At 52.4% G+C, this 19743-nt stretch carries 21 protein-coding genes and 1 pseudogene; 14 read left to right on the top strand and 8 right to left on the bottom strand.

Annotation, left to right across the window (positions count from 1 at the left end):
* Positions 1 to 154 precede the first annotated feature (154 nt).
* A complete protein-coding gene (locus tag NST69_RS30240; RefSeq protein ID WP_036722844.1) occupies positions 155 to 952 on the bottom strand; it encodes an AIM24 family protein in 798 nt (265 codons plus the stop codon).
* A 224-nt stretch (positions 953 to 1176) separates the two neighbouring features.
* Between NST69_RS30240 and NST69_RS30235 the strand changes: the two genes are divergently transcribed.
* From NST69_RS30235 to NST69_RS30220, 4 genes are all read left to right on the top strand, one after another.
* Positions 1177 to 2415, top strand: coding sequence for an ATP-binding protein (locus NST69_RS30235; protein WP_342547917.1), 1239 nt, complete (start codon positions 1177 to 1179; stop codon positions 2413 to 2415).
* 86 nt (positions 2416 to 2501) lie between these two features.
* Positions 2502 to 2969, top strand: a complete 468-nt coding sequence (locus NST69_RS30230) for a tetratricopeptide repeat protein (protein WP_209868819.1) — start codon at positions 2502 to 2504, stop codon at positions 2967 to 2969.
* 326 nt (positions 2970 to 3295) lie between these two features.
* Positions 3296 to 5002 (top strand): ABC transporter ATP-binding protein, encoded by a 1707-nt coding sequence (locus NST69_RS30225; RefSeq protein WP_342547916.1) that lies wholly within the window; start codon positions 3296 to 3298, stop codon positions 5000 to 5002.
* Between the two features lie 72 nt (positions 5003 to 5074).
* A complete protein-coding gene (locus NST69_RS30220; RefSeq protein ID WP_342547915.1) occupies positions 5075 to 5677 on the top strand; it encodes a GNAT family N-acetyltransferase in 603 nt (200 codons plus the stop codon).
* Positions 5678 to 5798: 121 nt separating this feature from the next.
* Here the strand turns inward: NST69_RS30220 and infC are convergent, their stop codons facing one another.
* Positions 5799 to 6314 carry a translation initiation factor IF-3 gene (gene infC, locus NST69_RS30215; protein ID WP_341142473.1) on the bottom strand — a complete coding sequence of 172 codons (516 nt, stop codon included), beginning with the start codon at positions 6312 to 6314 and terminating at the stop codon, positions 5799 to 5801.
* A 202-nt stretch (positions 6315 to 6516) separates the two neighbouring features.
* On the opposite strand from infC, the gene NST69_RS30210 reads away from it, so the two are divergent.
* The gene (locus NST69_RS30210) at positions 6517 to 7098 is read left to right on the top strand and encodes an RNA polymerase sigma factor (RefSeq protein ID WP_036691711.1); all 582 of its coding nucleotides are present in this window, start codon (positions 6517 to 6519) and stop codon (positions 7096 to 7098) included.
* Positions 7091 to 7936 carry an anti-sigma factor gene (locus tag NST69_RS30205; protein WP_342547914.1) on the top strand — a complete coding sequence of 282 codons (846 nt, stop codon included), beginning with the start codon at positions 7091 to 7093 and terminating at the stop codon, positions 7934 to 7936. The genes NST69_RS30210 and NST69_RS30205 overlap by 8 nt, the downstream gene beginning before the upstream one ends.
* A gap of 146 nt (positions 7937 to 8082) precedes the next feature.
* Here the strand turns inward: NST69_RS30205 and NST69_RS30200 are convergent, their stop codons facing one another.
* Together NST69_RS30200 and NST69_RS30195 are read right to left on the bottom strand one after the other, a co-directional pair.
* Complete coding sequence (locus tag NST69_RS30200) at positions 8083 to 9309, bottom strand: MFS transporter (protein WP_340958193.1); 1227 nt, start codon at positions 9307 to 9309, stop codon at positions 8083 to 8085.
* 23 nt (positions 9310 to 9332) lie between these two features.
* On the bottom strand, positions 9333 to 10475 hold the full coding sequence (locus tag NST69_RS30195) for a serine hydrolase domain-containing protein (RefSeq protein WP_340957222.1): 1143 nt from the start codon (positions 10473 to 10475) through the stop codon (positions 9333 to 9335).
* A 176-nt stretch (positions 10476 to 10651) separates the two neighbouring features.
* Between NST69_RS30195 and NST69_RS30190 the strand changes: the two genes are divergently transcribed.
* The 5 genes from NST69_RS30190 (at position 10652) to NST69_RS30170 (ending at position 15093) form a co-directional block, all read left to right on the top strand.
* Positions 10652 to 11110, top strand: coding sequence for an Lrp/AsnC family transcriptional regulator (locus NST69_RS30190; RefSeq protein ID WP_173134098.1), 459 nt, complete (start codon positions 10652 to 10654; stop codon positions 11108 to 11110).
* 104 nt (positions 11111 to 11214) lie between these two features.
* Positions 11215 to 11535: a winged helix-turn-helix domain-containing protein gene (locus tag NST69_RS30185; protein ID WP_209987492.1), complete on the top strand. Its 321-nt coding sequence runs from the start codon at positions 11215 to 11217 to the stop codon at positions 11533 to 11535.
* 23 nt (positions 11536 to 11558) lie between these two features.
* Positions 11559 to 12068: an SRPBCC domain-containing protein gene (locus tag NST69_RS30180; RefSeq protein ID WP_340957226.1), complete on the top strand. Its 510-nt coding sequence runs from the start codon at positions 11559 to 11561 to the stop codon at positions 12066 to 12068.
* 235 nt (positions 12069 to 12303) lie between these two features.
* The gene (locus NST69_RS30175; protein ID WP_340957229.1) at positions 12304 to 14034 is read left to right on the top strand and encodes an Imm51 family immunity protein; all 1731 of its coding nucleotides are present in this window, start codon (positions 12304 to 12306) and stop codon (positions 14032 to 14034) included.
* 132 nt (positions 14035 to 14166) lie between these two features.
* Positions 14167 to 15093 carry a copper amine oxidase N-terminal domain-containing protein gene (locus NST69_RS30170; protein ID WP_340957231.1) on the top strand — a complete coding sequence of 309 codons (927 nt, stop codon included), beginning with the start codon at positions 14167 to 14169 and terminating at the stop codon, positions 15091 to 15093.
* Positions 15094 to 15186: 93 nt separating this feature from the next.
* On the opposite strand, the pseudogene NST69_RS30165 reads toward NST69_RS30170, so the two are convergent.
* Positions 15187 to 15270 (bottom strand): annotated as a pseudogene (locus NST69_RS30165) (helix-turn-helix transcriptional regulator); the annotation flags it as partial.
* A 165-nt stretch (positions 15271 to 15435) separates the two neighbouring features.
* Here NST69_RS30165 and NST69_RS30160 point away from each other — a divergent pair.
* Positions 15436 to 15750 (top strand): hypothetical protein, encoded by a 315-nt coding sequence (locus NST69_RS30160; protein ID WP_340957233.1) that lies wholly within the window; start codon positions 15436 to 15438, stop codon positions 15748 to 15750.
* 408 nt (positions 15751 to 16158) lie between these two features.
* Here the strand turns inward: NST69_RS30160 and NST69_RS30155 are convergent, their stop codons facing one another.
* From NST69_RS30155 to NST69_RS30145, 3 genes are all read right to left on the bottom strand, one after another.
* Complete coding sequence (locus tag NST69_RS30155) at positions 16159 to 16530, bottom strand: retropepsin-like aspartic protease (protein ID WP_340827684.1); 372 nt, start codon at positions 16528 to 16530, stop codon at positions 16159 to 16161.
* A gap of 8 nt (positions 16531 to 16538) precedes the next feature.
* Positions 16539 to 16796, bottom strand: a complete 258-nt coding sequence (locus NST69_RS30150; protein WP_076080793.1) for a hypothetical protein — start codon at positions 16794 to 16796, stop codon at positions 16539 to 16541.
* 236 nt (positions 16797 to 17032) lie between these two features.
* Positions 17033 to 17830, bottom strand: coding sequence for an SDR family oxidoreductase (locus NST69_RS30145; protein WP_342547913.1), 798 nt, complete (start codon positions 17828 to 17830; stop codon positions 17033 to 17035).
* Between the two features lie 311 nt (positions 17831 to 18141).
* On the opposite strand from NST69_RS30145, the gene NST69_RS30140 reads away from it, so the two are divergent.
* Together NST69_RS30140 and NST69_RS30135 are read left to right on the top strand one after the other, a co-directional pair.
* Entirely contained in the window at positions 18142 to 18837 is a 696-nt protein-coding gene (locus NST69_RS30140) for a TetR/AcrR family transcriptional regulator (protein ID WP_342547912.1), read from the top strand.
* Positions 18834 to 19580 (top strand): sugar phosphate nucleotidyltransferase, encoded by a 747-nt coding sequence (locus NST69_RS30135; RefSeq protein WP_342547911.1) that lies wholly within the window; start codon positions 18834 to 18836, stop codon positions 19578 to 19580. Before NST69_RS30140 ends, NST69_RS30135 begins: the two co-directional genes overlap by 4 nt.
* Positions 19581 to 19743: the final 163 nt, after the last annotated feature.

Raw genomic sequence — 19743 nt, 5'->3', positions numbered from 1 at the left:
ATAGATATTTAAGATATTCGAGAATATTTGTTGTTTTCCTCTAGTTATTCACTAAAGGTTCTGCACTTAGACGCAAATGCAGAAAATACCCTATAACATTTCGTTCCATGTCATAGGGCATACAACCAGAGCTGACCCAATCAGCGCTTCGGAATTAAGAAGTAGGCGTGCCCTGAAGCAGGCTGTTTCTGTAATTCATGAGCGGGGCCAGCCAGACCATGCCGGTTCCCCGGTACACGTTGACCAGGCCTTCGCCTGAGGCGGCGGAGCCCAGACGGGTCTTGCCTGACTTCTCGACCGTGAAGTCCAGAGAGTTGGACCACATGAGAGCGAAGTTCCCGTCCACCTTCAGCACATCATTCTGCAGCTCGACCACGACAGCTTCCTCGGAAGGAATGGGAGCTTCGAGGGCAAGAATCCCTTTGCCGCGCGCGCTAAGGTTGAACAGCCCTTCACCGCCGAGGACGGCAGAGGAGATGTTTTTGCGTGCCGCAACGGAGATGTCGAGCGTAGTCTCACAAGCCAGGAACATGCCGTCATCGATTACGATATGGTCGTTGTCCACATCAATCAGCCAGAGGTATTTGTAGGTGGTCTCCAGCAGGATGGTTCCGGTTCCCTTGTAGAGCGGTTTGACGGCACTGGTTCCGGTTGCCGCCCCGGACAGCATATTACGCATCAGTCCTCCTACGCCTTTGATTCCGGAGGTCATCTCGATATTGCCGATCATATACTGCATGGCTCCGGCGCTCAGCATCACCTCATTGTTATTCAGCTCAATCATCAGCTGCTTGTTGCGCATATTGCTCTTGCTCATGAAGAAGTTGGTCTCTGCTTCATACCGGGTAGTGGTGCTGAGATCCTCTTTGTATTCGATGATGCTGAAGCCGCCTAGCTGCTCTTTAATGATTACGTTGGAATTGTCCTTCAGATTATTAATGGTAAAAGCCATCGATACCCGCTCCTTCGGTTGCTGTAGTTATGCAATGCTGTGCATCATGCCTTCAAAGCATACGTATTCGACACTTCTCGCGGGGTTCCTTGAATTCCGGGAGAAAAAACGCATACAATAATTCCTTTACTTCTAATATCAGGTTAGCGTAATGTTCTAAGTATAGTGCTCAGAATACAAACGTATCTCTTGACACCAGCATTAGAACCGAAAGGAAGTTAGCCTTGTTTGAGACGCTGCTGCTCAATTTTTTGTTTATGCTGTTTCCGGTGCTGATATTTCTGATTTTCTTCGAGAACAGGCCCCACGCCTACAATCATAAGATTCTTGTACTGCTCATCGCCGCCACCATGATCCTGTGTATCGCTAAGCCGATCCGGCTGGAGACCGGGTTCATCTTTGACTTGCGGTATGTTCCGTTTGTGATTGCGGCCTTGTATGGAGGGTACAAACATACCCTGCCCTTATATGTGATTCTGAATGTGTACCGTTTCTACATAGGCGGTGAGGGAACCGTCCAATCTTTACTTTTTTCGACAGCAGTCCTCATTCTGGTTCCTTCCATAAGCGCCAGATTTCTCCGTTCTAAGCCCAAGGGACGGATCTTGTGGGCTACCTCTATCGCGGTCCTGACGATGGGCTGTTATCTGATCATTCTGGGCCAGATCATGAATAAGCTGGATACCCAGTTCTGGACGCTTGCCTTCTATGCCTTAACTACGCACGCGGTGTTCATGGCGATCCTAATGATCCTGCTGGAGCAGATCCTGGCGAATCTCAGGAACCGTGAGCGGATTATGCAGTCGGAGCGGCTGAATGTGGTCAGTGAGCTGGCGGCCAGTGTCTCCCATGAGATGCGCAATCCGTTAACCGTGACCAGCGGCTTCCTGCAGCTGCTGAATCTCTCTAAGAACCTCACCCCGGACGAGAAGGGGTATGTCGAGCTGTCACTGCTGGAGCTGAACAGGGCGGAGAAGATCATCAGCGATTATCTGTCTTTTGCCAAGCCGCAGTCGGAGAGCCGGGTCTACTCCAACCTGATGGCTGAATGTGAATACACCAAGAATGTGATCCTGCCGTATGCCACGATCCACAAGGTTGCGGTTGAATTCAGCTTCAACAACCCGCTTAGCACCCATTATGACAGTAATGAGATGCAGCAATGCCTGATTAATCTGTACAAGAATGCGATTGAAGCGATGGATGGGGTGGAGGATGCGGTCCTGTCTATTGCTGTCTTCGCGAGCGGACAGAATATTATCATTACCATCCGCGACACCGGTGTCGGAATGACCAAGGATGAGATCTCGCGCCTGGGCAAGCCGTATTACTCCACCAAGGCAGACGGGACAGGGCTCGGAATGGTCATGGCCTATAACACGATTAACAAGCTCAAGGGCCGTATTGAGGTTACCAGCGAGAAGGGCAAGGGAACTGTCTTCCGGATCATTATCCCGGCCTAGCGCACGGCAACAGTGGGAAACTTGGTGTGAAAATGATAAAGTATCTCTAAGAGAACTTGGAACTATTAACCGGGAGGCTATGGGTAATGAGAGAAGAATTAATCGCGCAATTGAACGCTTGGCATGAGGCGGACGAATATGAAGAAATCGTATCCCGCATCAAAGAGGTGCCGACACCGCTGATCGATGAAGAGCTGGCGGTACATCTGGGCCGGGCGCTCAACAATCTGGGCCGCTACCGGGAAGCGCTTAAATGGTTCAACAAAGCGGCAGATCAGGGTAAAAAAGACCCGCTGTGGCATTTCCGTGTCGGCTACGCCCACTATTATCTGGACGAGTACGATCAGGCGATCAAAGCATTCAAGAAGGCGAACAAGCTGGACCCTGAGGATCAGGATACCCTCGAATTCCTGGAATGGAGCCGCAGTGAGAAGGCGGCGCTGGCCGCTGCGGACGAGGAGAGCGAGGATGCAGAAGAAGCTGCTGAAGCGGATTCCGCTTCAGATGCCAGTCCCGATGCGGATTCGGATGCGGCAAAAGAAACGAAGCACTAGGGCTTGACGGCCAGTCTGGCCGAAGCATACAATGAAAGTCAATCTTATCAAAGAGGTGAAATGGATGCCATTCCGTACCGTCGCAAGGAACTAGTTATCGGGCTGGGTAGAACGCGTACCAGCCACCAAGGGTGAGGTCTGTCCTCTTGGTCACAGCTAACTGGATTCTTGAACGGTGCCTGGAAGGTCATTCTTTGTGAGCCGGGACACTGAGTTATTCCGCTTGAAGACTACACTGCTGAGGCAGGAGTCTTTGGCGCGGAGTGGCGAGGAGAGTTCCCGGCTTTTTTGCCATACTCTTATGAATAAGATTGGAGATTGTGATCATGTTAAAAAAATGTCTTGTCCACCTCAGAGGGTGGGCCGCTCTGTATATAGGTCTCGGCTTCGCCATTCAGCTCTTAAGCAGCCTGGGTATTGTTGTCTTTCAGCGGATTCTGGATCAGGCGGTGGCGGGAACGGGCTTCCGTGAAATCCTCTACGGGGTTGTCTTCTACGGGATGCTGCTCGGCCTGAATGTCCTGCTGAATTATGCGGATGAATATCCCAGCGCCTATCTATCGAACAGCATCACGGAAAGACTGAAGATTATGGCCTTGTCCAAAATTTCCAGAATGGATTATTCCGCCTATCAGAACATGGGCACAGGCCAGATGATCAAGGTGATTGAGAACGGCGCGGCGGCTGGGAACAGCATTCTGTTCTCTTTTATCCTGAAGACGCTGCATGAGCTGCTGCCCACCATTCTCTTCAGCCTGCTCTTCATCAGCTACTATGACCTCAGAATCATGCTGGTGATTGCGGGCGGGTACGTGGTCATCTTCGGGTTAACGAATGTTCTGCTGAAAGTTCTCTACCGGATCAAGGAATCGGTGCTTATGCAGCAGGAGGCCATGTCCCGGTACGGGGTCCGCGGCTTCATGGAGCTGGTCGTCTTCCGCACCAACAAGAAGTACGCGCAGGAGATCGGCAGACTTAACAAGGCGGCACAGCAGATTATCAGGCAGAGCGCGAAGCTGCAGATGATTCATGAATCCTTCTTCGCCTTATTCGAATTATTCATTACGGTCATTAAGGTGATTGTGCTGTTGTACGGCGTGAAGAATGTGGTCTCCGGCCAGGCTTCTGTCGGGGTCATGGTCGCGCTGTTCATGTTCATTGAGAAAATCTATACGCCAATCGCCATCTTCAACGTATTATTCGTCGGCTATAAGCTGAACAGGGTGACCTATCAGCGGTTCGAGGCATTCCTGAATGCCCCCGAGGACCGGAATCTGGAGCAGGGCAAGGCGCTTGCGCAGCTACAGGGCAGCATCGAATTCAAGGAGGTATCGTTCAGCTATGGAGAGGTGCAGGTGCTGGACCGGCTCTCTTTCTCAGTCGCGCCCGGAACCTCGGTTGCCCTGGTGGGCTTAAGCGGCAGCGGTAAGTCAACAGTCATTAAGCTGATTACAGGCCTGCTCAAAAAAAGCGGCGGACAGCTGCTGGTAGACGGCACGGATATTGATGAGCTGAGTCTGGACAGCTACTATGATCACATCTCATATCTGTCGCAGGACAGTCCGATCTTCGACACCACTATCCGGGGCAACATGGTGTTTGAGCAGCAGGTCCTGGATGAGGAGCTGTATGCAGTGCTGGACAAGGTTCATCTGAAGGAGAAGGTACTGGAGCTGCCGGAGAAGCTGGAGACGCGGGTTGGGGAGCGCGGGCTGAAGCTGTCGGGCGGAGAGCGGCAGCGGTTGGCTTTTGCCCGGGCGATCCTGCAAAAGCGGAATCTGATCATCCTCGATGAGCCGGTATCGGCCCTGGATAATATTACGGAGCGCAGCCTGATGGAGACGGTGTTCGCGGAGTTCAGGCATAAGACGATCATTATTATCGCGCACCGGCTGAATTTCATCAGCGGCGTGGACCAGATTCTGGTCATGGAGCAAGGCAGACTGGCGGGGGAAGGGGATTTCGATTCCCTGATCCGGGACTGCCCGTCCTTCCGTACGCTGTGGAATAACGGCAGGGGGCAAACGGATTAAACTATCTTTTACCTTGTGGACGATCCTGTGCCTGAACTATGCTGGGGGCAGATAGAACTTGAAGGTGAGGGTATGCGTATTATGAATCCGGTACTGTCCAGGATGAGGCTCGAAACGGAGCGGTTAATCATCCGTCCCTATATGGAAAGTGATCTTATGGCTTCGTTCGAGCTGATGCAGAACCCGGAGGTGCTGGCCTTCATGCATATGGAGGTCATGTCCATGCATGAGTATGAGGGGATGTTCCGCTGGCTGATGTTCAGCTATCATACGTCGTTCGAGCTGCCGTTCAAATATTCGTTCGCCGTCTGCGATAAGGCTACCGGCCGGCTGATCGGCTGGTGCGGGACCGGCGTGCTGGAGTTCATGGCGCCGGATGCGGAGCTGTATTATCTGATCGGGCGCGAACACTGGGGCCGGGGTTATGCTACCGAAGCTGCTGCGGCGATGGCGGACTATGCCTTCGGTGTGATCGGACTGGAGCAATTATATGCCAAGGCAGATCCGCGCAACACCGCGTCGCTCGGGGTGCTCCGGAAGCTGGGCTTCCGGGTGGAGCAGGAGCTGGCCGGATTGACCGGCGATTATGAGGATTGCAATGGGGAGCTGCTGCATGTGCTGAGGAAGGAGTGGTTTTTGGAGCGGCTTAACTTAACGAAGGCACGCTTGGAGTAGCTGGAACAAATTTAGCTGGAACAAATAACGGGTGCCGTCCCTGAGGGGATGGCACCCGTTTGTGCGTGATGGATGCAGCTGTATAGAATGCAGTAGTTTTGTATGTTTCTAATGGATGCAGTTAATTCGTCCGCGGATTAACTCTAACCTGTGCACCCTTGCCGCTGGTCTGCAGCCCGGAGGCCTTGGTTCCGGCTTCCTTCAGATCGGCCACGAGCCGCTCCAGCACTGCCTTCGCAGCGGCGGCCTCCTTGGCGCCGGAGGACTTCACGACGAGCTGCACCGGCTTGCCGGAGCGCAGATGCTTGTCCGCCTGACGCAGCTTCGTGTCGTAGTCATGCTCTTCAATATGGGCGGTGAAGCGCAGCTCCTTCACCTTCTCCCGGGTGCTTCCGCCGCCTTGTTGCGGACGGGTAGTATCCTTGCGGGCCGCTTGCGCAGCCGCCTTGCCTTTGCCCTTGGCGACCAGGCTGCAGGGCGGCGGGCTGCTCATCAGCGAGGTGCAGACCAGGTCGGCCCCTGCGGCTCTGGCCTTGGACAGCGCCTCGCTTCTGGATACGGTGCCGAGCTTCTCGCCCTTCAGCCCGGTCAGCTCGACCTCGGCTGCCTTAATCTGTTCATTCATCAGTACGGCCACGGTAATGATCCTCCCTTTGCGGATATGATATAGCTATCATATATGGAAGCGGGCAAGGCTTCAATAACGGCTGCCGAATGCCTGCAACCGTCAGCCCGGCAGGTTGAGACGGTTGTGCAAAGCGGTTATACTCAGTGGACGCAGGTTTTTCAGTATGGCACCACTGGTACTACTATATTGTCTGTTGAATGGGGGATGGCAATTGAATGACACAGCTGACGATAAGCAGTTAATTCTGCTTATTGCACAGAAAGACTCGAATGCCCTCGAACTGCTCTATGACCGGTATGAACGGGTCATCTATAGCTTTGCTTACCAGATCGTGAAGGATTCGATGGCTGCCGAGGAGGTTATGCAGGAGCTGTTCCTGCGCCTGTGGAAGAATGCGGGGCAGATTGACTTCGGCAAAGGCAAGCTGCTCACCTGGATGTTCGCGGTGACCCGCAATCTGGCGATCGATTATCTCCGTAAGCGGGACGCCAGGCTGCCGCGGCAATCCGCCGATTCCGGGAATCTGGAGCAGGTTCAGGACCACAGCGCGCTCACCGAGGATCTCGTTGAGCTGCAGATGGCGGGGGAACAGATCAGAGAGGCGCTGCTGGGATTAAGCCGCGACCAGCAACAGGTAATGGATATGATCTATTACCAGGGCTACACCCAGCAGGAGGTAGCACAGCTTGCGGCAATCCCGCTGGGCACGGTCAAGGGAAGAGTCCGGCTGGCGATGAAGCAGCTTCACAAATCGTTACGGCACTGGGGAAGGAGGGATCATGCGCATGAGTGAACACAATGAGGAACTCTGTGAATTGGCCGAATTATATACGCTGGGCGCATTGACGGCGGAGGAAATGCAGCAATTCGCTGCCCATGCGGCAGAATGCGCGGAATGCAGAGAGCTGGTGGGGGAATACCGGCAGGTACTAGACCATCTTCCGCTTGCATCCGAGCCGGTTGACCCGCCCTCCGGCATGAAGGAGCGCATCCTGTCACGGGTGCTGGAGTCCGGGAATGCGGGTGCACCGGCAGTCCGGCCGGAGACCCGCTTGAATATCCAGCCTGATGCAGAGCGGGCTGCGGAGCAAGAGCCAGCGAGGACTCCTCCATCAGAGCAGGGCTTGCCCCAATTAAACATCCCGGAGCCCAAGAGAACCCGCTTCTGGGGGTACCTGAGCCTTGGACTGGCTGTGGCTGTACTGCTCCTGGTCGTCTACACCGGCCAGCTGCGCGGAAATGTGTCTGAGCTGAAGCAGCAGCTGGCCTCCGGCACCGGACCGCTCCAGGGGCTTAAGGTGAATGAGGCAGTAGCACTTAGTCCGGCGGGAGAAGGGATTACCGCCAAAGGTACAGCAACAATTGTCGCAGACCCTACCGGCACCCATCTTGTACTTCAGGCAGAAGAGCTACCCGAGCTTACTGGCACGGAGGTCTATCAGGTATGGCTGATCAAGGGGGACAAGCCGGTGAATGCGGGCACCTTCATCTCACAGGACGGAAACGGGGCACTGTATTATTCCTTTGACCCGAAGGCCTATGATACCATAGCCGTTACACTGGAGCCGGATGGTGCGGGCGTTACCCCGCGCGGGAAGATGATTCTCGCAGCGCCGATTAAGCAGGGTTAGCAGCGGAGTAACGTAGATAGAGCGGGATCTACTGCTATTCAAGCAGAACAGCCGGGAGGGCTCCCGGCTGTTTTTGTGCAATATGAGGTGTTATATGAGCAGATGAACGAGAATGGTGAGGTTGCCTTACATTAATTTGATTGAAATTATTTATTGCGCTGGATATCCACGGTTCCGGGAGGGAAACCATGCGTTCTGCTGCACCGGACTATCCATACCGAAAGGGCCAGCAAGACAAACAACGCCCATGGGAACGATACAACGCCCGTTGTTTCGAGAAGAATTCCACCGGCTATACCGCCTCCGCCAATGGCCAGATTCCATGCGGTTACAAGCATGGATTGCGCTACATCTGCGCTCTCTCCGCCAGCTGCAGCAATGGCTGTTTGCAGCAGCGTGGCTGCTCCCCCGAACGTTAAGCCCCATACAGCAGCTACTAGATAGATTACAACAGGCTTGCCGCTTCCAATGCTGAGCAGAACAGATGCCAGTGCAAATGCGGTCAGGCTAATCAGAACCAGCAGCCTCAGATGACGATCAATCCACACGCCTGTTAACCAGATGCCAAGAAGTGCTGTAATCCCGAAAATAAGAAGCACCAGATCCACGCGCCCGGATAGTCCGGCCAGAGTAAGGTACGGTGCTATATAGGTATACAGGATATTGTGGGCCAGTACCCAGGCCAGCACGACAAACAGGATCGGCCGCACTCCGGGGCTTGTGAACACCTTATTTAGCGGGAGCCGCTTATCCGCAGCTTCTCCTGGATAGTCCGGCAGCTTCCAGAGTATCCAAAGGGTTAGCAACAGAGCGAACAGTGACAAGACTCCAAAAATATTACGCCAGCCTGCAAGGTCACCCAAGAATGTTCCGGCAGGGACTCCAAGCGCCAGGGCAAGTGGTGTTCCCGCCATTGCAATAGCCATTGCCCGTCCCTTAAGCTGCTCTGGTACCATGCGCCGGGTATAGCCTGCGATCATTCCCCACAGGACACCCGCGCACACACCCGCGAAGAAACGGGCCGCAAGAGTCAGAGGGTAACTCGAGGATACGGCAGTAACGGTATTGAATATGAGGAAGCCAAGGATGCATAGTAACAGCAGAGGTCTCCGCCTCCAGCCGCGTGTTACTGTGGTCAATGGAATGGCGGCGAGTAACGAGCCCAGGGCATAGAGGGTAACAAGCTGACCTGCCATGGCCTCGGTTACTCCAAGACCCGTACTGATCTGAAGGAGGAGTCCGGCGGGAATCGTCTCCGTCAGAATACAGATAAACCCTGTCATTGCCAGAGCAATCAATCCAGCCCAGGGAAGACGTTCTGGAGCAGGGGGAGTGGAGCTTTGCTGCGGAGAAGCAATTGTGCCGCTGCTCATCGCAATTGTCTTATTGGTGTTGTTCATGACGGGTCCAATCTGCCGTAGATGGCATTGCACAAATCAACCGTGAACGGACCAGACATACCCTCCAGTGCGGTATTAGTAAAGGCTACCACACTTAGCCGCTGCTTGACATCGACGAACCACGAATGGCCATAGGTGCCGCCCATGCGCCAAGTGCCAAGGGACTCCGCAGTGTTGGCGGCAGCAGGATCTTTAAGGACGGTCATCCCGAGGCCGAAACCCCGTCCCGGCCAGAAGGGCATGGGCAGATCTCCAATCTGGTTGGCCGTCATTTCGCGGACCAGAGACTCCGGCAATAGCGGCGCTCCGCCCCTCCGCAACGTCTCCAGCAGCTGCAGGAAGTCTCCGGCACTGCCGACCATACCGGCTCCGCCGGAAGGAAAGGCAGTGCTGTCTAACGCCCGGTCCGGGGCAAGGCGGAAGCCTGCCGTTCCTTCTACGAAGGCCAATCTGTCCGGATTCTCCATAAGCCGCAGTCCCGGAACATCATCGGCATAAGCTGAGGTCAGGCGCTGCGGGTCTACGGCAACGAAGCTGGTATCCGTCAGATCGAGGGGGCGAGTAATAAGTGAGCGGATCGTTTCACTGAGCGTGTTCCCGCTAACGTTAGCAATTACTGCTCCCAGCACATCTGTTGCGATAGAATATCTCCACTGGGTGCCAGGATGATAGAGAAGCGGAACAGACGCGAGCCGCTTCAGGTTCTCTTCAAGCGTGATACCGGACTGATCCATGCCATCGGATACGCCAGCCTGCTCATAGGAACCGCCTTCTTCCTGAAAGAAGCGGTAAGTCAGACCGGCGGTGTGTGTCATTAAGTGACGGACTGTCATTGCTGGAGTCTCTCCGTTCTCAAGCCGTGGCTGAAAGCCCGGCAGCCACCGGTCTACACGGTCATCCAGCTTCAGACGCCCTTGCGCCACCAGAATCAGAGCAGCCGTAGAAGTATACGGTTTGGATACCGAGGCGAGCCGGAATAATGCGTTCTCCCGCATAGGCTGGTTTAGCTCGCGGCTCGCATAACCAGCAGCACGGCTGTAGATGAGTTGCCCATCTAATGCTACCTTTATGACAACACCTGCCAGGCGCTTGTCTGTTATTGTCTTGTCAATTACCTTGTTAATGCGTTCCGGGAGCATACTCAACATCCTTTCGCTACAGTTAAAGCAGCCACTGCTTCTGCTTTACTATTGTAAGTAAAGTATATAAAATAAATTAACTTGAATACATGAGCCATTAACGTTAAAATCCGCCTTATACATTTAAAGTTAAGGTATTTTAAATAAATAATCTTAAAATTAAAGGAGGGGTCAAAATGGACTCTATTGATAAGCAAATTCTGTTCCATCTGCAAAATCAGGCGAGAATATCCATGACAGAGCTGGGGAAGAGCGTAGGTCTGTCTCAGCCAGCAGTAACGGAAAGAGTTAAGCGTATGGAGGAAAGCGGAGTGATCAAGGAGTACCGGACGATTATCTCGCCGGAGAAGATCGGGAAACAGGCCGCAGCTTATATCCTTTTCCACTCCAGAGAGTGTCATGCTTTTGTGGACTTCTGCCGTGCCCATCCCGATGTCGTAGAGTGCTACCGCATCAGCGGAGAACACAATTATCTGTTAAAAGTCATGTCCGACTCTACACAGGGTCTTGAGGAGTTTGGGAATCAGTGTGATAAATACGGGAATTATACGATTCTGATCGTTATGTCATCGCCAATAGATCATAAGAATCTCCTTCCTTCGCTGGAAGAAGCAGGTGAAAATCTGCTTAAATAGAGATAAGCAATCCTAACAATATTCCTTGACGGGAATATTCCTGATAAGTTATATTGAGAATGTACCCAGATACTAAAAGGCTGTATAAAAGGAATATGGAAATGATGGACACAACGACATTTAGCGCACTTGCTGAGCCTACCCGCCTGCGGATGGTTGAGATCCTGAAGGACGGGCCTATGAGCGTAGGCGATATCGCCGAGCGGCTCGCGCTCCGTCAGCCTCAGGCCTCGAAGCATTTGCGTGTGCTGCTGGAAGCCGGACTGGTTGAGGTGGAAGCGGCGGCTAACCGCCGGAACTACAGGCTGCGTACGGAGCCGCTGGAGGCTATGGATGCCTGGCTGGAAGCTTACCGCAAGCTGTGGAATGAACGCTTCGACAATCTGGATGACTATCTGCGGCAGCTGCAGTCCGAAGACAAATGAATGACTATCAGGAGGGATTAGGAATGTCTGGCACAATGATTTCCCGAGTCGAAGGTCTTGAGCTGGTTCTGGAACGTGTATTCGCTGCACCGCGTGAGCTGGTATTCAAAGTGTTCTCTGAGGCAGAGCATCTGAAGCAGTGGTGGGGACCGCGCGGCTGGATTGTTCCCTTCTGCACTGTTGATTTTCGTCCGGGCGGCATCTGGCATTATTGTATGAAATGTGTGGATGAGCAGCAGGGGGAATTCTTCGGAATGGAATCCTGGGGCAAGGGCATCTACCATGAGATTGTCGATGGCGAGAGATTTGACTATACCGATTATTTCTCCGATGCCGAAGGCAATGAAACGGAAGGTATGCCGTCTACACTGGTCAGTATGAGGTTCGAAGAAGTTGAGGGCGGGACGAGGCTGGTCAGCCGGTCGAAGTATGATTCGGAGGAAGCGCTCAAGACGGTCATGGATATGGGGATGGAGCAAGGGATCACCGAAACCTGGGACCGGCTCGAAGAGCACCTGCAATCCATTCAGTAACTTGAAGGAATATAGGTTGAACGTTCATAGAGAGGTTGTCTTGATGCCGGGTGTCCGGCCGAGGCGACCTCTTTTTGAGATGGTCCGTTATAGGGTTTACCTTAAAAGGACGGCGTAGCCGTTTCTACTTGTGCTTTTCCGGTGAATGGGTAATAGCGAATATACTGACAAGAAGCAGTCCTTCGGAATAGGGGACAGGCTTGTTTTGCAGTGTCCAATTAGGGGGGCCAAAGGCATGGATGAGGCGTTGCTGGAACAGGTGAAGCGTTGGCATGAAGAAGATGAATATCAGCAGATTGTGGACCGTATTCTGGAGATTCCGCCGGATGCAAGAGATTATGAGTGTATCGGCCAATTAGGCAGAGCTTACAATAACCTGGGTGAATACGGGGAGGCGCTGGAGCAGCTGCGCAGCATCTCCAGGGAAGGCGAGGATGATCCGCTGTGGCAATTCCGCATAGGGTATTCCTACTATCACCTGAAGCAGTATGAGCAGGCTATTCATGCGTTTGAACGTGCGGAGGCGCTGGAGCCGGGAGACGGGGATACTGCGAGAATGCTGGAGTGGAGCCGGGAAGGCGCACTGCGTGAGACAAGAGAGCAGGCAAGACGCGCCGAAGCGCTGGAGGCCTTGAAGGTGAATAGAGAGGGTGGCGGTAGAGACCTTGGTGCATTCCTCGACTACTGCGCGGATTTCTGGGAGGACAGCGACTATGCCTTGAAGTCGTATGTCTCTCCGCTGCCCAGTGACGAGCTGATTGCCTCTGTGGAGCAGGAACTGGGTTATAAGCTGCCGGCCTCTTACATCGCCATGATGAAGCAGCATAACGGCGGGATTCCGCGCAATACGTGTTTTCCGGTGAATGAACCCACTTCCTGGTCAGCAGATCATGTCGCCATTTCGGGAATTGCCGGGATCGGCCGCGACAAATTCTATTCCCTCTGCGGAGAGGTGGGCAGCCGCTTCATGATTGAGGAGTGGGGCTACCCCGATATCGGCGTGGTCTTCGGCGACTGTCCCTCCGCAGGACATGATGTCATTATGCTGGATTACCGTCACTGCGGCCCGGAAGGGGAACCCGAGGTGATTCATGTGGACCAGGAGAGCAACTATGAGATTACGTTCCTGGCCCCGGACTATGAGACTTTCATTCGCGGGCTGGTGAATGAGGAGGTCTATGATACCTCGGAGGAGGATAAGCAGGAGGATCTGCGGAAGGTAGGGTCCGCGCCATTCTCTCCGCTGCTTCAGGAGCTGTGCGACCAGGTTACCGAAATGGACGATATAGAGGGCGTTATCCGCAAGATATGTACCCGCATTGTTGAGAAGAAGGGCCATTTCTCACTTCATGTGGACGAAGAATCCACCCTGATGTATGATTTGCAGTTCTGGCTCTATACCAGCGCTTACCCGAATACGAGCCGTGACCAGTATCTTGAGATTTATTCCAAAATGATCGCGTTCGGCGGTGAATTCAGCACAGGCGGATATGCCCCGGGCTTCATCTCGGATTGGCTGGATGAGCGGATCCGGCAGGGAAGGATTGTAGAGACTGAAGGGATGCTCAGGTTCACGGATGAGGCGAAGGAACAATTGCTTGAGAAGCTGAAGGAAGCAGAAGTAGGGGGAGCTGTAGATCTGAAGCCTTTTATAATCGTGGAGCAGGATAACGGCGGCAAGTCGGTCATTCTGAGCGTTGGCAATTATAAGACAGAGGTATTCGCTGCACGGGAGGAGGAGGGCTTCGAGGGCAATGGATATGATTGGGGCTCGCTGGCAGCGGTATTCCTGGAGGAAAAGATGCCCGAGCTGGCCGGTATTATCCACTTCGACCCGGAGGCAGGTATGTTCTGCGCCTATTCCTCCGACGCTGAGGCGCTGGTTGCCTTCGCCACTGCCTTCAAGCTGGCTTGCGAGGATGATGTGCTCATCCGCGATTTGTTCTCGCGTGCAGAGCTGGACTAGCGCGGATAAGACAATAACGGGACTGCCTGTATTATAGGGCGGTCCTGTATTGTTATAAGAGTACTTTCGAGGAACTTTATGGATCTTTTTGCGTCTCTCATATATAGAATGTAAAATTTAGGAGGGTGTATAATGAGGAAGTTGATCCTATGTTCATCTATTGTTCTATGTGCTGCGTTTCTGGCACCGGTAGCACATACGGCGTCTGCAGCAGGCAAGAGTCCCAAAGGAACACAAGTAGTTGTGAATAATAACGATTTAGAAGCCAAAGACATTCTTAACAAGAAGAATCAGGTGTTTTTTAGCCTGACTTCACTCCAAAGCTTAGGCGGGTTAACGTTTGCCTGGAATAATGCGACTAAGCAAGTAACCGTGGAGGGGAGTGGCACAAGTCTGCAGTTGACCATAAATAATACAACAGCACTGAAAAATGGAGCTTCCGTTTCCTTAAGCGCTGCTCCATTTATTCATAATGGCAAAACCATGATCCCTTTACGTTTTGTTGCCGAAGCGTTGGACGGTTCAGTAATTTGGAATCCAGACACCCAAACGGCATTTGTGTCAAAACCAAGCGCGAAATTGTTGGCTGATGTGAAGAGCAGCGAGTTAAGCACTGCAAGAAATGTTGCGATTAATCTTCCCAGAGTTTCACAGCTCAAGGAGGACTTTGAGCCCTCGCTGGAAACCGCCAGTCTCCAATATTATTTTCCGGCGACTACAAAGGACCGGTTCATCGAGGTTAATAATAATGTAATCCGTTACTATCAGTTGACGAAGAACACAGCTTACCTTAAGTGGCAGGCTCTCACTGGCGACAAGGCCGGTAAGCAAGAGAACCTTTATTTCATAGGCCGCTCTTTTACGCAGCAGGATGGTTCCTTACCGGATTTTACAGCTACGACCTTCGCAAGCTTTCGCTGGATGCCTCATATTACTTCCACGGGGTATGGTTTGATTAATAAGGAGAACTGGAATGAGGTTATTTATAAAGAAGCCGAGGTTCCTCAACCTAAACTGAAGGAAAATTATATTATTGTGGATATTCCAGAGGAACAATGATGGGTGATCCTATGGTGGCTGTTCTGGGATTGCCGTGACTCTAGAGAATGTAAGGCTGGGTGTCCGTAACCGCCCAGCCAACGTTCAACTTGGCCCACATATGTAACTGTAGTGCAGTGACGCTGCCTCAGTTAGTTGCTCTTGTGTCCATCCTTTGGCCTTTCTGAGTTCACGTATCCGATTTCCTACACATTATGGTAAATTCATGGTATCACCTCAGGAATACTTATGTCTCAAAAGCTCCTTTAACCTCGCTAACAATCCTCTGCAAAGTGCTGATTTGCTTTACGCTCAACCCGCTGACAATAACCGCATATTCATCAAGAGCTTTCGGTACCGCTTTTGGACATGCAACGTCCGCTTGTCTATTATTTTGGGTTCAGTCATCTGATGTGGGGCAGCGCTTATCAAAAGCAGCAAAAGTATGACGACGCTAGAGAGAGGGTATACCGCTATGCTGAGCTGGGCTGGATGGAGGATTTAGGGGTAGAAGGGGAGGCAATTGCCGAGGAGTTCAGAGGATTGGCACGTGCTAACCTGTATATGGTTGAGATTCTCTCAGGGCAGACTGGACTTCTGGAGGAATATTTCTGTTTCTTGGAGAATAATCCTGAAGAGCTGCTGCCCAATATGGGCTTGATGTCAGAGATCTACTAGACCGCTATGCAGAACAGAGTGAGGGGTTTGGAGCGTACGAGGATAGAGATAACATCTCGCATTATTACTGCTATTGTTATCACTTGGCGTTATTTGAAGCGCTGCGTGAGAGAGTGACGGCAGAAGAGAGCAGAAGGTATGATGGGGTGCTGGCAGATTGTCGGGCGAGGTTGTTCTAGAGCCTTCCTGAGGCGTGAACGTGCAGAGCTACAATTCGGCGTAGCGTGTTGCTGAAGTTGTTTGGGGAGGTTACCGCATCTCCATTCCCATACAAAGAACTTACGTTCCTTTAATGCCGAGTATATTGCAAAGCAAAATAGAAGCCTCCTATTGGATAGGGCTTCTATTAAGTAACGCTAAGCATAGGTATAGCAACAAAAGTTCAGCGTTGTATGATGTTGAAATTGCTCACTCTTTTGCCGCCACTATCAACTCTTTGGAATCAATCACTAACCCGGCAGATTGGATAAAGTCAAAGCCAAGAATACCATCAATCTCCATGCCGTAGTCCATTTCCCCAATTTCTACTTCAAACCCTCCCAGAGATACCTCTCCCGTACTCACAAAATCAAACTGCTTGGAATAGACGACTTCTACTCCGCCTACACCCCTGATTTTGTTCAGAAAGTCGCCAGGTTCAATTTGAACCCCGATGGCATCTACCACATCAGCGTTGAAAATAGTTCCTGCCGAGCCTGTATCCAGCAAGACATTCTTCAAATGAAGCTCTTCACCGTGGTAACAAATGATCACTTCGATAAAAGGCAGCCCGTATCTCACGTCAATCCTCATCTTGGCCCGCGTACCCCCGCCCATTTTTCCCGAAGCTTCAGCTCCTCGCGGGATGTATGAAAAAAGCCGTACTCCCGGTATGGCTGTTCACGATGCAATTCATAGTAGCGTTTCATGGCAACCGTTGAATCGTCGAAACGATCAATGAGAGCCACTTCGTCAATAAGCCAGTACCCGTCTTCCGAACGAGACTTTAACGCCTCACAGACCACCCACTCATCAGGGAACTGCTCGCGGACATCTTCCCATCGCATCCTCATCACCTCCGGATAACCTAACTTGCATTTACTCCCAGTATAGCACAAAAGCCCAACCAGAGAATGTTAAGGCTAGGCTTAAACCATGATGAACCCCTGTCCAGATTAACCATTGTGGTGTTTTATGGACAAGGGGACAAGACCCGTATGGTTGGAATCACCAGACTATTGCCCCCGCATCCCAACACAATGGCGTGTAGCTCATTTGCGTTTATTATGTTCCGTTTGCATTACTAAACTTGCTTAGGCTTTGCCGGGCGAAGCATGTTCCCGACCAGCCGCAGGCTTTGTCTGCGGGTCATGAAGCGGGAGATCTGGGCGCCCAGGTAATTGCGGAATCCGGGGACAATGTACTGTTTTCCTCGGGCCATAGCGCGCAGTGTAATTGTCACTACCCGCTCAGGCGAGTCCTTCGCGCCGCCGACGGAAGCATCCTCCGTACCCACTACGTTGAAGAAATCCGTCTCTGTTGAGCCTGGGCACAGGGCGAAGAATTGCACACCGCGATCACGATTTTCCCAGTAGAGGGCATCGGTAAAGGACAAGACAAAAGCTTTGGTCGCCCCATAGACGGCCATATAAGGCAGCGGCTGAAAGCCTGCCGTAGACGAGACATTGATAACGGCGCCTGACCCATTGTGGAGCATTGCGGGAAGGAATAAATGAGTCATATCCACTACAGCGGCGACGTTCAGCATCACCTCATCATGCTGGCGCTCCCCGGAGACCTGCTCGAACAGGCCATGAGTGGCGAAGCCTGCATTGTTCACCAGCAGATCGATGCTCAGGCCTAACTGCTGGCAGGTCTGATACAACTCTCCGGCAGCACCTTGAAGCGATAGATCCTGGGGAATCACCCGGCACTGAATTTCATGGCTTCGGGTCAATTCGGCTGCGAGCGCATCCAGTTTGTTTTTGGATCTGGCTACCAGCACCAGATGACTGCCTTCCTTGGCTAATTGTCTTGCGAACTGTTCGCCGATTCCCGAAGAGGCCCCGGTGATCAACGACCATTTTCCTTTAATATTCATAGTTTTTGCTCCTTCTACAACGGTGTTATGGAAACAACGTTACCAAATTGCGAAAAAAATATGACCGATCCTAGCGGGCATAAGTTCGTTCGTAGTGGCATAAGTTCTTTCTCAGCCGTATACGTCCGTGTTCGGCGGCGTTAATACAATTGGTAACACTGTTTCTTATATGAATCATAGTAACCAAAAGAATACTGCTGTGTCAATCTGTTTTTTTCGCATGAGGGTTCAATTGACAACCTATGTTCAAATGTTTAGAATTCCTGTTAGAACCCGGCAACTCTGTTGCTGGTCAATAACATGATAACCGAATGAAGGTGATTCTTATCCGTAGCGAAGACAAACCTGCACCCTCCACGGGGCGGGTATTAAAAACATATCAGGAAGCCCGTCTGCAAAATACGGAGAATCTCCGTAAGCTTGTGGTGGATGCGGCCGCTGCCATTCTCCAGGAAGAGGGGCCGGAGGCCGTTACTGTCCGTAAAGTATCGCAAAGGATGGGCTGTTCCACTAAGATCATCTACAGTTTATTTGTCAATAAAGAGGGTTTGGCCCAGCAATTATATCTGGAGGGCTGCAAAATACTGGCCCAGCGGTTTGAAGAAGTGCCGGTTTCATCTGATCTCTTGCAGCATTTGCTGGATCTAGGCGAAGCCTTCTGGCAGTTCGGACAAGAGCACAGCAGCTACTACAAGCTGATGTTTGGAGGAGCTTTTGCCGAGTTCAAGCCGGATGCGGAGAGTATGCAGGGAACACTGACCGCCATACGCCAATTACAAGTTCTAATCATTACCGCCCAGCAGCAGGGACTGATTTCGGACCAGGAAGAGACCGGGGCTCTTGTCGCCGCCATATGGTCATCGCTGCACGGTGTAATTCACCTGTATATGGGCGGGTTCCTTGGCGATGCCGATGCCGCCCATACCATATACAAACAAACCATGGTTCTGCTGTCCAGAGCCTTATTCGCAGCATCTACACCGGACAGAGGAGCGGATCGAAGATGATCGCATTAATCTTAGCTGCGGGGTATGCCACCCGTCTGTATCCGTTAACGCTAGACACGCCTAAGCCGCTGCTGCCGGTGCAAGGGAACAAGACAATTCTGGATCTGCTGGCCGCGCGGCTGGAGGTGCTGGAGGAGATTTCGGAGATTCTTGTGGTGACGAATGAGCGCTTTTTCCATGCTTTTGAACAGTGGGCCGGACAGTACCAGGGGAGCAAGCCGGTTCGTATCCTGAACGATGGAACTTCTTCTCCTGAGGGGCGGTTAGGCGCGATTGGCGATATCCAGTTTGTGCTGGAGCGGGAGCAGCCGCAGGAGGATCTGCTGGTGCTGGCAGGCGATAATGTGCTGGGCTTCGGCCTGGCGGGGTATCTGGACTATTTTCACAAGGTGGATACCGATTGTATTCTGGTGCGGACGGTGGATGATCCGGCAGAGCTGCGCAGTATCGGTGTGGCGGAGCTGGATGCGCAGAATCGGGTCTTATCTCTGGAGGAAAAGCCGCAGGCGCCCCGCTCGAACATTGGCGTATTCGCGCTGTACATCTACAAACGGTCTACGCTGCCGCTGTTCTTCCGTTATCTGGCTGAGGGGGGCAACCCGGATGCGCCGAGTTATTTTCCCGAATGGCTGCATTCCCGTCAGGAGCTGCGGGCCTACTATACGGAGGGGACGATTGATGATGTTGGCACCCCGGAGGCCTATGCGGAGATGCGGGCCAGGCTGGGGGAACAGGCAGAGTGACCTGGGTTAAAAATCAAAAAAACGCACGGGGTACAGAGAGCATTTCTCATTCCCGTGCGTTTTATTTGAAGAGAATAATATTCGTCCTCCGCTGAAGGAGTCCCTAAGGGGTGTCTTCCCGGTGCTCCGGACGCAGAAAACGGATATGGCAGAGAACGGGTAG

It is taken from the genome of Paenibacillus sp. FSL P2-0089, from assembly GCF_038595095.1.
Lineage (GTDB): Bacteria > Bacillota > Bacilli > Paenibacillales > Paenibacillaceae > Paenibacillus_AQ > Paenibacillus_AQ silagei.
Note: the sequence above shows the minus strand (reverse complement) of the source record. Positions and strands in the feature narration are given on the sequence as shown.